At 73.6% G+C, this 12,718-nt stretch carries 14 protein-coding genes; 7 read left to right on the top strand and 7 right to left on the bottom strand.

The window, feature by feature from the left end; all coding sequences use genetic code 11:
• Nucleotides 1–6: 6 nt before the first annotated feature.
• Nucleotides 7–765: a serine/threonine protein kinase gene (locus ABZ497_RS33520; RefSeq protein ID WP_359811110.1), complete on the bottom strand. Its 759-nt coding sequence runs from the start codon at nt 763–765 to the stop codon at nt 7–9.
• A gap of 460 nt (nt 766–1,225) precedes the next feature.
• On the opposite strand from ABZ497_RS33520, the gene ABZ497_RS33515 reads away from it, so the two are divergent.
• The 3 genes from ABZ497_RS33515 (at nt 1,226) to ABZ497_RS33505 (ending at nt 4,332) form a co-directional block, all read left to right on the top strand.
• Entirely contained in the window at nt 1,226–1,636 is a 411-nt protein-coding gene (locus tag ABZ497_RS33515; RefSeq protein WP_359811073.1) for a hypothetical protein, read from the top strand.
• 502 nt (nt 1,637–2,138) lie between these two features.
• Nucleotides 2,139–3,206 carry a polysaccharide deacetylase family protein gene (locus ABZ497_RS33510; protein ID WP_359811070.1) on the top strand — a complete coding sequence of 356 codons (1,068 nt, stop codon included), beginning with the start codon at nt 2,139–2,141 and terminating at the stop codon, nt 3,204–3,206.
• Nucleotides 3,207–3,228: 22 nt separating this feature from the next.
• Entirely contained in the window at nt 3,229–4,332 is a 1,104-nt protein-coding gene (locus tag ABZ497_RS33505) for a GNAT family N-acetyltransferase (protein WP_359811067.1), read from the top strand.
• 18 nt (nt 4,333–4,350) lie between these two features.
• Here the strand turns inward: ABZ497_RS33505 and ABZ497_RS33500 are convergent, their stop codons facing one another.
• Complete coding sequence (locus tag ABZ497_RS33500) at nt 4,351–4,716, bottom strand: hypothetical protein (protein WP_359811064.1); 366 nt, start codon at nt 4,714–4,716, stop codon at nt 4,351–4,353.
• A gap of 319 nt (nt 4,717–5,035) precedes the next feature.
• Between ABZ497_RS33500 and rox the strand changes: the two genes are divergently transcribed.
• Nucleotides 5,036–6,472: a rifampin monooxygenase gene (rox, locus tag ABZ497_RS33495; RefSeq protein WP_359811061.1), complete on the top strand. Its 1,437-nt coding sequence runs from the start codon at nt 5,036–5,038 to the stop codon at nt 6,470–6,472.
• Between the two features lie 67 nt (nt 6,473–6,539).
• Here rox and ABZ497_RS33490 read toward each other — a convergent pair whose 3' ends face one another.
• Nucleotides 6,540–8,189 carry a beta-propeller fold lactonase family protein gene (locus tag ABZ497_RS33490; RefSeq protein WP_359811059.1) on the bottom strand — a complete coding sequence of 550 codons (1,650 nt, stop codon included), beginning with the start codon at nt 8,187–8,189 and terminating at the stop codon, nt 6,540–6,542.
• A 351-nt stretch (nt 8,190–8,540) separates the two neighbouring features.
• On the opposite strand from ABZ497_RS33490, the gene ABZ497_RS33485 reads away from it, so the two are divergent.
• On the top strand, nt 8,541–10,211 hold the full coding sequence (locus ABZ497_RS33485) for an FAD-dependent monooxygenase (protein ID WP_359811056.1): 1,671 nt from the start codon (nt 8,541–8,543) through the stop codon (nt 10,209–10,211).
• 19 nt (nt 10,212–10,230) lie between these two features.
• On the opposite strand, the gene ABZ497_RS33480 is transcribed toward ABZ497_RS33485, so the two are convergent.
• The 4 genes from ABZ497_RS33480 to ABZ497_RS33465 all read right to left on the bottom strand — a co-directional run bounded on the left by ABZ497_RS33480 (nt 10,231) and on the right by ABZ497_RS33465 (nt 12,011).
• On the bottom strand, nt 10,231–10,605 hold the full coding sequence (locus ABZ497_RS33480; RefSeq protein ID WP_359811053.1) for a hypothetical protein: 375 nt from the start codon (nt 10,603–10,605) through the stop codon (nt 10,231–10,233).
• 23 nt (nt 10,606–10,628) lie between these two features.
• Nucleotides 10,629–10,844, bottom strand: coding sequence for a DUF397 domain-containing protein (locus ABZ497_RS33475; RefSeq protein WP_359811107.1), 216 nt, complete (start codon nt 10,842–10,844; stop codon nt 10,629–10,631).
• Nucleotides 10,845–10,981: 137 nt separating this feature from the next.
• On the bottom strand, nt 10,982–11,188 hold the full coding sequence (locus ABZ497_RS33470; protein WP_359811050.1) for a DUF397 domain-containing protein: 207 nt from the start codon (nt 11,186–11,188) through the stop codon (nt 10,982–10,984).
• Entirely contained in the window at nt 11,178–12,011 is an 834-nt protein-coding gene (locus tag ABZ497_RS33465) for a helix-turn-helix transcriptional regulator (RefSeq protein WP_359811047.1), read from the bottom strand. The genes ABZ497_RS33470 and ABZ497_RS33465 overlap by 11 nt, the downstream gene beginning before the upstream one ends.
• Nucleotides 12,012–12,134: 123 nt before the next feature.
• Between ABZ497_RS33465 and ABZ497_RS33460 the strand changes: the two genes are divergently transcribed.
• A complete protein-coding gene (locus tag ABZ497_RS33460) occupies nt 12,135–12,389 on the top strand; it encodes a hypothetical protein (protein ID WP_359811044.1) in 255 nt (84 codons plus the stop codon).
• The coding region (locus ABZ497_RS33455) for a hypothetical protein (RefSeq protein ID WP_359811041.1) at nt 12,386–12,718 on the top strand (333 nt) is incomplete at its 3' end. The genes ABZ497_RS33460 and ABZ497_RS33455, both read left to right, overlap by 4 nt.

The following is a 12,718-nucleotide window of genomic DNA, read 5'->3' as shown; positions in this document are numbered from 1 at the left end:
GGCGGATCAGCCGCCCCGCCGGGGCGGGAGCAGGGCCAGATGCTCCTCCCGGACGAGGTCGAACCGCAGGGCCAGCGCGACGAGCTCCTCCCGCTTGCCACCGGCCCGGGCGGCGTCGTCCGGCGCCTCGTCCGGCGTGTCGCGCAGCCGTAGCTTGGTGGCCACCAGGTAGTCGATGTGGTAGTTGACGGCGGATCGGGTGAGCCCTCGACAGGAGGGCAGCGAACGCAGCCGGGCCAGCACGTCGGTGACGCCGGGGACGACGGCGGCGGAGGGCGAGCGCAGTCGCGGCTCACAGAGGGCGAGCAGGACGAGGAAGTACTTGGACGTCGGGTCGAGGGCGAACGGACTGACCGTCATCTCGCCCTCGGACGCTGCCGGTTCGCCCTCCAGGTAGGCGTGCTGGGGTGCGAACACCTTGAAGGCGACCGGCTCGCCGAGAGCCGGCAGGAGCACCCGGGAGAACTCGAAGGGCACCGGTGCGCCGAGCCGGCCGGGAGCCACCTTGACGTGCTCGCCCGCCCCTTCGAGGTTCTCCACCACGTACGTCGCGGAGGTGCTGAAGTTGGAGAGCCGCCAGTAGTCCTCGGCGGCCGTGACCTCGCCGGCGCGACGCGAGACGCCCTGGTCGGTGAGGGGGATGGCGGGCGGGCGGCCGGGCTCGCCGCGCCCGAACTCCGCGACCTCGCCCGGGCCCAGGTGCAGCAGCGCGGGCCTGCCGGGCGGCGCGGAGCGCCCACCGGGCGGGCCGGGCCGCGCGCCGATCGGTGCGGGCCGCCCGCCGTGCGGGGCTTTCGGGCGGGGTTCGGGCAGTTGCACGATGACCGTGTCCACGCAGGCCACCTCCGTAGGTCGCGTCGATCGTAGCCGTCCGAACGGCTTCGCGCCGGTCCGCCACCCGTACGAGTGAACGCCGGGGCGGCGGGGGGCGGCCGGGCCCGTCGGGGCGTCAACCGGACTGTCCCGAGGTCGACTTGGCGAGCCCGCGGACCGGCTCACGACGGGGCCGGCCGGGCCGGTCGCCGACGCGCCGCGCGGGGCGCCCTCCGGGCCGGTTCGCCCCGCCGCCCGGGGCCGCTCACGACCGGAGGCCGATCCGCCGGTTGCGGTGCGTAGTTGAACGGTCACCTTGAGTGTGACGCAGCACACATATGGCATGCCCATGAAATGTGCAAGACTCATCCCACGGAGTGAGATTCCCTTGATTTCCAAGGAGGTTCATATCATGCGCGCTCGGATCGCAGCCCTGATGGTCGCGGTGGCAGGGATCACGGCGTCGATGGCCACCCCGGCCTCGGCGGCGTCGACGACGAACAGGACCGGTGAGGTGGCGTGTATCGCCGCCGCCAACCGGCCCTGCGTATGGCTGGAGAAGGACGGCGGAGGAGTCGTCGGGGTGGCGCACGTCTCGCCGGCCTCCTCGACACAGCTGACGGTGGTTCAGGTCGAGGTCAGGACGCAGCGGGCCTGGGGCAGCCCATGGGTCACCGTCGCGTCCGCGACCACCGTCACCAAGGGGTACGCCAAGGCCGTGACGCCGCGCGTGGTCACCGGGGATCTCAAGATGATCTGCGCGGTCGGCGGCCCGGCCCTGGAGGCCGAGTACCAGGTGACCACCTGCACCGCCCCCTTCTGATCCACCGGAGAACCCCGCGGTGCCCCGCCACGCGTCGCCGGGACGCCGGTCGCCGGGGAGTACGGGGGGTACGGGGGGTACGGGGAGTACGGGGGATCCGTGAGCCGGGGCCGTCGGGCCCCTCTCCGGGGCCGGCCGCCGGGTCCGCAACCGGCGGCCGGCCCACCCCCGCGCGGCACACCCGCACCCCGGTGGACCGGCTTCGCCCGCTCCCCCGGCACCACCGGCGGCCACTCAGGAGACTCCCGGCCCGCACTCGGGCCAGGCGCGCGCCGACAATGCGCCAACCTGCCCCCGGAAACCCGCCCGCCGTGCGCAACCCTCCTCGGAGCATGGGATTTTGCACTATCTTGGCGATTCGGGGAGCGGGGCGGGCCGCCCACCCGGCAGAGGTGCGCCCGTGCGGGCGGACCCTGCCCGTGTGCCCTGCCCGACTCCCGCGCCGCAGCGCCGATGGCAGTCGCTCACGGCAGTGCTCACGGGGAGAAGGGGGAGCGTGTCGATGCCCGAGGGGACCACGCGTGCGACCGGGGCCGGTGACGGTCCGAGCAGCAGAGGCGCCGGCCCGACGACCGGGGCCGCGCCGCCACCGGTCGGGGGGGCCGGCCCGACCGGCGGGGCCGGAGCCGCCGCTCCGCCGCCCGGCCGGCTCGCCGGGCGGCGGAGCAGCGTCGACGCCGCGCTGCGCAACTCCCCGCTGCAGCCGCTGTTCCGGCTCGCCGCCACCCGCCGTCTCGCCGTCCTCGCCTACCACGGCGTGGACGACCCGCGGACCTTCGCGCTCCAGATGGCCCGCCTGGTCCGGATCGCCCGCCCGATCTCGCTGCCCCGGGTCGAGCAGGCCGTCCGCTCCGGCCGTCCGCTGCCACCCCGCAGCGTGCTGGTCACCTTCGACGACGGCGACCGGACGGTGCTCACCGAGGCCCTGCCCGTGCTGACCCGGCTCCGGATCCCGGCCGCCGCCTTCGTGGTCACCGAACTCATCGACGGCGACCGGCCGTTCTGGTGGTCCGAGGCCGCGTTCCTGGCCTCCCGCGGCGGCACCGCGCGCAGCCTGGCCGGCTGCCCGCCCGGCGCGGTGGTGCGCCGGCTGAAGACCCTGCCCGACCGCGACCGCCGCACCGCCCTTGCCGAACTGCGCGAGAGCGCCCGGGCCCGCGCGCCCCGGCAGGAGCAGCTCACCCGGCACGACCTGCTGACGCTCCACCGCTCCGGGGTGGCGATCGGCAACCACACCGTCGGCCACCCCTGCCTCGACCAGTGCGAGGACGACACCCTCCGGGACGAGATCACCACCGCCCACTACGCGCTCACCGGCTGGCTCGACGGCGAGGAACCCACCGCCTTCGCGTACCCCAACGGCAACCTCGACCAGCGCGCCGAGCCCGTGCTGCGCCGGCTCGGCTACCGGGTCGGCTTCCTGTTCGACCACCGGCACGACCGGCTGCTGCCCGGACGCCCGCTGCGGATCAGCCGGCTCCGGGTGAACTCCACCACGAGCCGGGACAGGTTCGACACCATTCTCTCGGGGCTGCACCCGGCCGTGCACCGGTTGCGCGGCGGCGCCTGAACACCACCTGGGGGGCGGGGCGTTGGAGATCACGGCGAACAGTGCGGTCGGTGCGGCGTCCGGACCGGTCCGGTACCGGACGGCCGCGCTGCCGGCGCGGGTGCTGGACGGCTGGCGGGAGCTGGCGGCCGCCGATCCGGGCGGCTCCTGGTTCAGCACGCCGGAGTGGGCGCTCTCCTGGTGGGAGACGCTGGGCGCGCGGCAGGGCGGCGGCGAGGTCACCGTCTGGCGCGAGCCGGACGGCCGGGTGAGCGCCGTCGTACCGCTGCTGCGCACCCGGCGGCGGCTGCACCCGCGGGCGCCGCTGACCGTCCCCTGTCTGACGGTGCTGGGCTCCGGCCCCGGCGCGGCCGACCACTGCGGTGTCACCGTCGCACCCGAGCGACGGGCCGAGGTGGCCGCCTGGCTGGCCCGGCGCGCCCGGCGGGCGACCCTTCTGCTCACCGATCTCGACCCGGGCCAGAGCGGGTTGCTGCCCGCCGGTGCGGTCGAGGTCGGCCGCACCCCGTGCCCGCGGGTCGACCTCACCCCGGGTGCGGACGCGCTCGGCTCCCGGCAGTTCCGTGCCGACCTGCGCCGCTACGGCCGCAAGCTCGCCGCCGGGGGGATCACCTTCCGCTGGGTGGCGCCGGCCGTGGGGAGCGGCGAACTCGCCGAGCGGATAGCCCTGTTGCACACCGTGCTCCGACTGCACCGGCTGCGCCGGTGCGCTCTCGGCCTGCCGACCACCTTCGACGAGGCCCGCGCACCGCTGCACGTGCGCCTGATCGAGCGCTCGGCCGCCACCGGTCGCGGCGAGGGCCCGGCCTTCCTGGTCGCCGAGCGCGCCGGGGAGGTGGTCGGCGCCCTCTACGGGTTCCGCTGGCGGGACACCTTCGCCTACTACCAGATCGGTTGGGACCAGGCCTGGGCGCCGCTGCGGCTCGGCACGGCGGTGATCGCCGAGGCCGTCCGGGCGGCCGCCGGACAGGGCCTGACCACCTTCGACTTCCTGCGCGGCACCGAGCCCTACAAGTACCGCTTCGGAGCTCAGGACCGCGAGGACGTGTCCTGGCTGGTGCCGCACGGTCTCTCCGGCGCGCTGCTCGGTCTCAAGTACCGGGCCAAGGAGGCCCGGCAGGGCTGACCTCGGCAACGCGCCTCCCTAGCGCCGACCCTTCAGCCAGTCGGTGAGAGCCTCCAGGGCCGGGGCCGGGTCGCGGCGGCCGATGCCGATCCGGAACCGGTCGGTCGGCGTCGGGGTCAGCTCGGAACGGTAGATGCTCGCCGGCAGCAGCAGGACACCGGCCTGCTCGACCAGCGCGGTGCAGAACGCCTCGACGCCGTCCGGTCCGAGGTAGCGCGGGTACGCGACGCAGCCGCCGTCCGGGGCCCGCCAGTCGAGGTGGCCGCACGGGCGCGCCGGGCGCGGCGCGCCGAAACTCCGGGGGAACGGCCGCAGAATGGGCGCGCTCTCGAAAGGGCCCGGGGGTTCACCGTGCCCGGAACAATTCCGTCCGGACGGCGGCACCGATTCGGATGGAAGCCGCGGGCGGGGAAATGACGAAGGCGAGGAGGTGAATCCACTCCTCGCCACTACCAAGATATAGCGCACCCCCGGCCTTGCGGCAAGACCCCTGGGCCGCCGCACAATGGTCGACCTGGGCCGGGACCTGCGACCCTGACGGATCGGCGCCCGTCCACCGCTCCCGGCGCGGGGGCCGCACGACGGCCGGAACTCCCGGCGCAGCTCGCGGACACGGAAATCCGGCATGGGCCGGCGTGTACGCACCACCGGACGGGCAGCGGCCGACCGGCCGGAAATCCACTCTCGTTGAACGGGCGTTCTGATGATTGACGTGATCGTGGTCGGCGGCGGACCGACCGGCCTGATGCTGGCGACCGAATTGCGGCTGGCCGGAGTGGAGGTGGTGGTGCTGGAGCGGGCGACGGAGCCGGACGCCCGGTCGCGCGGGCGCGGCCTGCACACGCGCAGCGTCGAGATGATGGACCAGCGCGGTCTCCTGGACCGGTTCCTCGCCGCCGGCGAGAAGTTCCGGATCGGCGGCTTCTTCGGCGGCGTCCACAAGGCGTGGCCGGAGACGCTGGACACCGCCCACCCGTACGGACTCGCCGTCTCCCAGACGGCGACGGAACTGCTGCTCGCCGAGCGCGCCCACGAACTCGGGGCCGAGATCCGGCGTGGCCACGAGGTGGTCGGACTGAGCCAGGACGAGGACGGGGTGGGCGTCGAGCTGGCGGACGGAACGCGGCTGCGCTCGCGCTACCTCGTGGGCTGCGACGGCGGCCGCAGTACGGTGCGCAAGCTGCTCGGCGTCGCCTTCCCCGGTGAGCCCACCACCGTCGATACGCTGCTGGGCGACATGGGGGCCGCCGAGGACCGGGCGACCATCGCGGCCGTCGTCGAGCAGGTCCGCGCGACCCAGCCGCGGTTCGGCGTGGCCCCCGACGTCGACGGGCAGCAGGGCGTGTTCCGCATCATCGTGCCCGCCGCCGGGGTGGCCGAGGACCGGTCGGTCCCGCCGACCCTGGACGAGTTCAAGCAGCAGCTGCGGGCCTTCGCGGGCACCGACTTCGGTGTGCACTCGCCGCGTTGGCTCTCCCGGGTCGGCGACGCCACCCGGCAGGCCGAGCGCTACCGGGTCGGCCGGGCGCTGCTGGCCGGCGACGCCGCGCACATCCATCCGCCGACCGGCGGCCAGGGCCTGAACACCGGTATCCAGGACGCGTTCAACCTCGGCTGGAAGCTGGCCGCCACGGTCAACGGCTGGGCACCGGAGGGGCTGCTGGACAGCTACCACGCCGAGCGCCACCCGGTGGGCGCCGCCGTGCTGGACAACACCCGGGCGCAGATCACGCTGCTGGGGGCCTCCCCGGGCGCGACCGCGCTGCGGAACCTGCTGTCCAGGCTGATGGACATCGAGGAGGTGAACCGCCAGGTGACCGGGATGATCACGGCGGTCGAGGTCCGCTACGACCTCGGCGGGGGCCACGGCCTGGTCGGCCGGCGGCTGCGGGACGTCCGGCTGGCGGAGGGCCGCCTCTACGGGCTGATGCACGAGGGCCGGGGCCTGCTGCTCGACCGGACCGGACGGCTCTCAGTGGCGGGCTGGGCGGACCGGGTCGACCGGGTCGCCGACGCCGGCGCGCAGGTGGACGTGCCCGCGGCGCTGGTGCGGCCGGACGGCCATGTGGCCTGGGTCGGCGAGGACCAGGGCGAGTTGCTCGACCGGCTCGCCGAGTGGTTCGGCGCACCCGTCGGCTGAGCGCCGAAGCGGTGCGCGGCGGCGCCGCCGACGCCCTCCCCGAAGGGGAGCGTCGGCGGCGCCGGACTCACTTGCAGCTGATCAGCAGCGCGAGCGTGGCCGAGCAGGTGCGGGACGCGCGGTCGTTCGCCGCCACCGGGTCGGTGGGCGCGCTCGCGGTGCGAGCGGCGGTGACGGTGAAGGTCCGGCCGAGGTTGAGCAGGCCGACGTGGACCGTCACGTGCCGGGTGACGCCCGCCCCCTTCGCGAGCGGACCGGCGACCGCGCAGGTCAGCTTGCCCGCCGCGATCGTGCAGTCGGTCGAGGAGGCGGTGAAGCCGGCCGGCAGGTCGGCCGAGATCGTCGCCGAGGTCACCGTCTCCGGGCCCTGGTTGGTGACGGTGAGGGTGTAGTCGACCCGCCCGGAGAACAGGCCGCCCACCGGGGTGGCGGCGAGCGAGACCGCGAGGTCGGCGGTGGGCGCGGTGTAGGTGAAGCGCCCGGCCGGGACGACGGCACTGGTACCGCCGGCCGTGGTGACCCGGACGTCGACGACCCCGGCCGCCGCGGCGGCGGGAGCGGTGGCGGTGCAGCCGGTCTCCGTGCACGAGACGGCGGTGGCGTTCCCGGCCGCGCCGAAGCTCACGGCGGTGGCGCCGTTCAGGCCGGTCCCGGTGATGGTGACCTTCGTCCCGCCCGCCTGCGGTCCACTCGCCGGGCTGACCCCGGTGACGACCGGCACCGGCAGCGGGAAGCCGAGCACCGTCACGGCGTTCGCGGCGAAGTCGGCCAGGTAGCCGCGCCGCCCGTCCGGGGTGACGGCGAGCGCGTACGGGCTGGTGCCGACCGGCACCGTCGAGGTGACCTTGCGGTCCGCGGTGGCGATCACGCTCAGCGTGCCGTCACCGTAGTTTGAGGCGTACGCCGACTTGCCGTCGGGCGAGAGCGCGACCGAGAACGGGTTGGCCCCGACCGTCACCGTGCCCACGACGGCGCGGCCCGCCGTGTCCAGCACGCTGACGGTGTCGTCACCGCCGTTGCCCGTCCAGAGGCGGGAGCCGTCGGCGCTCAGCGCCAGGCCGAAGACTCCGTGGCCGACGGGGACGTCCGCGCTCACCGTGTTGCTCGCGGTGTCGATGACGTCCACCGCCTGCGCGCCCGAGGCGGCGACGTAGACGTGCGCCCCGTCGGGCGAGACGGCCACGCCGTGCGGCTCCGCGCCGACCGGGACGGTCGCGGTCACGGTGTTGCTCGCGGTGTCGATCACGCTCACGGTCGCCGCGCCGGCGCTGCTGACGTACACGCGGGCGCCGTCCGGGGAGACGGCCACCCCGAAGGGCTCGGCGCCGACCGCGACGGTGGCCGCCACGGTGTTGCTCGCGGTGTCGACGACGCTGACCGCGTCGTCGAGCTGGTGGGTCAGATAAGCGTGCTGCCCGTCGGGGGACCAGGCCACGGCGTACGAGCCGCTGCCGGCCGTGAAGGTGCCGGAGACCGCGCCGGTGGCGGCGTCGAGCACGGTGACGGTGCCGCTGCTCTGGCTGGTCACGTACGCCCGGCTGCCGTCCGGCGCGAGTGCGACGCCCGCCGGGTAGGGCGCCACGGCGACGGTGGTCGTCACGACGGGCGCGGGCGCCACGGCCCAGGCTGTGGCGGGCTGCACCAACAGCGCGGCCGTGGCCGCGCCGGTGGCGACCACGGCCGTCCAGGTGCGGCTCGGGGAACGGCTTATTCTCACGGGGGTCTGCTCCAGACTCGTCAGTACATCGGGGGAAGCGACCGGGTGCGGCGGCGGCTCCGCCCCCGCACCGAGGCCGGACGAAGCGTAGAAGGCTGATTGACGGACCGTCATGAGTTGGCCGGGATTGTCGCCAAGTGTTTGGAATTGGTTGCCCTCCGTCGCCGGCCCGGGAGGTCACCGCGGCGGCGGTGGCCGGGGGCCGCTCCGGCACCGGCGGCCGGGGCTCGCTCAGGTGCCGGCGGCCGGGCCCTCCGGCAACGGTGGCCGGGCCCTCCGGCAGCGGTGGCGGACCGGTGCCGGTCGGGCGCAGCCTGGAGGGAGGCGGTCAGGACGTCCCCGGGAGCGGTCATGGACGAGATCGACGTACTGGTGGTGGGCGCGGGCCCGGTCGGACTGACGGCCGCGGCCGAGCTTCGCCGTCACGGGGTCGACTGCCGGATCATCGACCGGCTGGCCGTCCCCCAGCACTACGCCAAGGCCGTCGGCGTCCAACCCCGCACCATGGAGGTGTGGGACGCCATGGGCCTGGTCGGCGCGGCACTGAACGAGGCCGTCCCGATGCACGGCCAGCTGCCCTTCGTCAACGGGCGGCCCGGTCCGCGGATCGAGCTCACGATGCCGCCCGACATCCCCTACGGCTTCGCCGCGCTCCCCCAGTACACGACGGAGCGGCTGCTCGCCGAGCACCTCGCCGGGTACGGCACGCGGGTCGAGCGCGGCACCGAGCTGCTCGCCCTCGATCAGGAGGCCGAGGCGGGCACCGGTGGTGCCGACGGGCCCGACGGCCGGGTCCTGGCCGTGCTCGCGACACCGTCCGGGCCGCGGGAGGTCCGGGCGCGTTACGTGATCGGTTGCGACGGCGCGCACAGCCTGGTCCGGAAGACGGCGGGCCTGCGCTTCGAGGGCGACGCCTTCCCCGAGCAGTACATGCTGGGCGACGTCGAGGTCGACTGGGACCTCCCCGCCGGGTACGGCGTCCGCGCCACCCACCACGACGCCGAAGGCCGGGTCGACGACCTGCTGGTCTGCATCCCGCTCCCCGGCCGGGGGCGCTACCGGGTGTCGATGCTGGTCCCGGACGAACTGGCCGGCGCCGGGGCCCGGGACGGCGTCGCGCACGGGCTGGAGAGCGGAGCGGCCCCCGAACTGCGGCACATCCAGGCCGTACTCGACCGGCTCTCGCCGCAGCCGACGCACGCCTCGGCGCTGCGCTGGTCCTCCACCTTCCGGATCAGCCACCGGTTGGTGGACCGCTACCGGGCCGGGCGGCTCTTCCTGGCCGGCGACGCCGCCCACATCCACCCGCCCACCGGCGCGCAGGGCATGAACACCGGCATCCAGGACGCCTACAACCTCGCGTGGAAGCTGGCGCTCGCCGTCCGGGGCGTCGGCGCCGCCGGCCTGCTCGACAGCTACCACGCCGAACGGCACCCGGTGGGCGTCGAGGTGGTCGGCCGGACGGTGCGCCACTCCCGGACCGGCGTCCAGGCCGACCCCGGCTCGCCCGACATCCTCGACGCGGTATTGCGGCGGGAGGCCCAGCTGCTGGTCGGCTACCCGGACAGCCCGCTGGTCGAGCCGAAGGGCGACGGCGGACCGGCCGGGCACGGGCACGGGCCAGGCTCCGGCGAACGGGCCCCGGACAGCCGGGGACTGGCGCGCGACCTCGCGCACTACCCCGTCCGGCTGTTCGACCTGCTGCGCGGCCCGCGCCACACCCTGCTGTTCCACCTCGACGCGGCGACACCCGAGGAGCCGGTCACGACCTGCGCGGTCGCCGCCCTCTCCACGGCCCACGGGCTGCTGGACGTGTACGCCGTGCTCGCACCGGACGCGCCCGCGCCCCTGTGGCGGCTGCCGACCGCCCGGGACACCGGCGGCGAGTTCCGCAGCGCCTACGGGGCCCGCCCCGGCGAGGCCTTCCTGATCCGCCCCGACGGCTACCTCGCCGGACGCTTCCACCCGCCCACCCCGGACCGGCTGGCGACCTGCCTGCGCCGGACGTTCGGCACGGGGTGAGGGGGCATCAGGGCGTCGGTCAGCCGATGAGGCGCTGCCACAGGACGTCCGGCGCGATGGTCGCCCGGTAGTCGAAGAAGAGACTCAGCTCGCCGTTCTCACCGAGTTCACCGTCCTTGCCCGCGAGCGAGTCGAGCGACCGGTGCCGCAGCGCGTCGTCCAGGAACCGCGGCTGCTCCCACGGCGCCGAGAGCATCGCGATCGGCGCGGGCGCCGGCTTCCGCCGGCCGTCGAACACCACCCAGCAGGCCATCTGCGGGAAGTACCCCGAGAGGGCGACCTGGCGCACGAACTCGCCGAGCGTGGTGGCGCCGTCGGACTCCAGGTGGGCTTCGTGGGGCGCGTCCACATCGTCCCCCATGGCAACACTGGCACGCGTGAGAGTGATTCGCATAGGGCCAGAGTAGCGACTATTCGTCACTCTGACGACAACCGAAACTCCCCAGCTTGAACGCCTGCGACGAACGCCCACCAGGCATCGGACGTGAAGACGAGCACGGGACCCTCGGGATCCTTGGAGTCACGGACGGGTACGTGCCCGGGGATCGCAGGCGCCACCTCGATGCAGTTGCCACCCTGCTGGCTGTAGCTGGACTTGATCCATCGGGCGCCGGTCCAGTTCATGGGCATCATCTTCACAGTCCCCTCCACACCTTGGCGCTACGCGGCCTCGCGCTCAACAGGCATACCCAGTACTGAGGGCTCGTCATCACGCACGACGCAGATGGCCCCGACCGGGACGCGGTCGGGGCCATCGGAGACCGGCATGATCAGACGGTGCCGAACTCGCCCGCCTGGACAGCGGCGACGAACGACCGCCACGCCCCGGACGGGAAGACGAGCGCAGGACCCTCGGGGTCCTTCGAGTCACGAACGGGCATGACTCCCTCATGGCCGTCCGCCACCTCTACACAGCCGCCACCACCATTACTGTGTGAGCTCTTGCGCCACTTGGCGCCCGACAGGTCAGCATTCATGGCGTTCAAGTTCCCTCCGTACCCCTCGAATCATGGCCAGGCTGTCCGCCCTGGGCAGTGCGTCCACCTGCAGTCGATCGTACTGTCCCGCCCATGTGACGACCGTCTCGGCGCCCTGCTCCAGGTATCCCCGCTGAAGCGTCTCGGTGTACCCAACTATCGTCCGGTTAGGGAGGATGAGAAGAGTCACCGAATGCGACAGCGGCCGGTCCTCCGCCAGGGCATACGGGGCAACCTGAACAACCACGTTGGGGCGGACCGACAGCTGCTCAAGGCGAGACAGCTGTCGCACCATGACACCGGGCCCACCGATGGGGCGGCGCAACACCCCCTCATCCAGGACCGCGTGGATGACGGGAATCCGGTCGAGCAGCCTTTGCCGCACCGCCAGGAGGCCGAGCCGCTCATCGGCCTGCGCTCGCGTGACTTCGCCCCTCCGAACGATGGCATCTTCATAGGCGGCGGAGTACGCGGGGTGCTGCAAGATTCCTGGCACCATGCCCGTTTCGAACATCCTTATCCCGACCGCTTCGCGCTCCTTGACGGCGTACTCCGGGAAGCCTGGAATCAAGGCCCCGTTCTTCCAGCTCCACCACAGCAGCTCAAGCGATCCCCCCGCCGCCAAGGCGTCCTCGGCCCGCTGCACGAACTTTAAGCTCGGTGCCTGCTTTGCCGTCTCCACATTGGAGATGTAGACGCTGGAGTATCGAACCAATGTTCCGAGTTGAACTTGCGTCAGCTGCCTGCCCTCGCGCGACCTGCGGAGCTGAACTGCGAACGCCGCGAGTGGAGATGACGTGGGATCGAGAGTGACACGATTCAAGATCGTTCCAACTTAAAGTCTGGTGAACTAGAGAGTTGAAGTACTTCCGATGTTAGCCCCACCCGCTCCACCATGGATACAAGAAGTAAGGATCCAAACGCACAGAGCTACCAAGGAGCACGCATGCCCAGCCACCCCCGCACGCCCGCCTACCAGCCGAAAGTGGGCGAAGTCGTCCGCGACCGGACCCACCGCTCCCCCGACGGGCAGCCCGCCGAAGGCGTCTACATGGACACCCTCGGCGGCGCCGCCTACCTCCGACCCGAAGCCGGCGGCTGCGAGTGGACCACCCGGCCCCAGGACCTCCAGCGGCTCGACCATCCCCGCCACATCCCCGTCCAGCACCCGAGCCCGCCCCGCGCGAACAGCGCGGCGTGAGCCCGGCGTCCAGGCTCCTCACGGTCACCCTCACGATCCCCGCGCTCAGCGCCGGAGCGGCCGCCCTCGCCTGCCGGCCGATCCGCGACGGGCCGCTCACACCCCGACTCCTCGTCTTCGGCCTCATCCTCACCACCGGCATCGTCGCCGGACTCCCCACCGCCTACACCTGGCGACTCCCACCCCCTCCACCCCAGGAGCAAGCCGTGCTCTACCCCCTGCCCGACATCCTCACCAACCCGCCCCGCCGACGCCTCGGCCACCAGACCCTCGCCCTCGACCCCGACGGCGCCGTCCTCCTCGTCGCCACCACCCACCAGAACGGCCTC

Source organism: Kitasatospora sp. NPDC005751 (genome assembly GCF_040630835.1).
GTDB lineage: Bacteria > Actinomycetota > Actinomycetes > Streptomycetales > Streptomycetaceae > Kitasatospora.
This window is presented reverse-complemented; position numbering and strand designations above follow the sequence as displayed.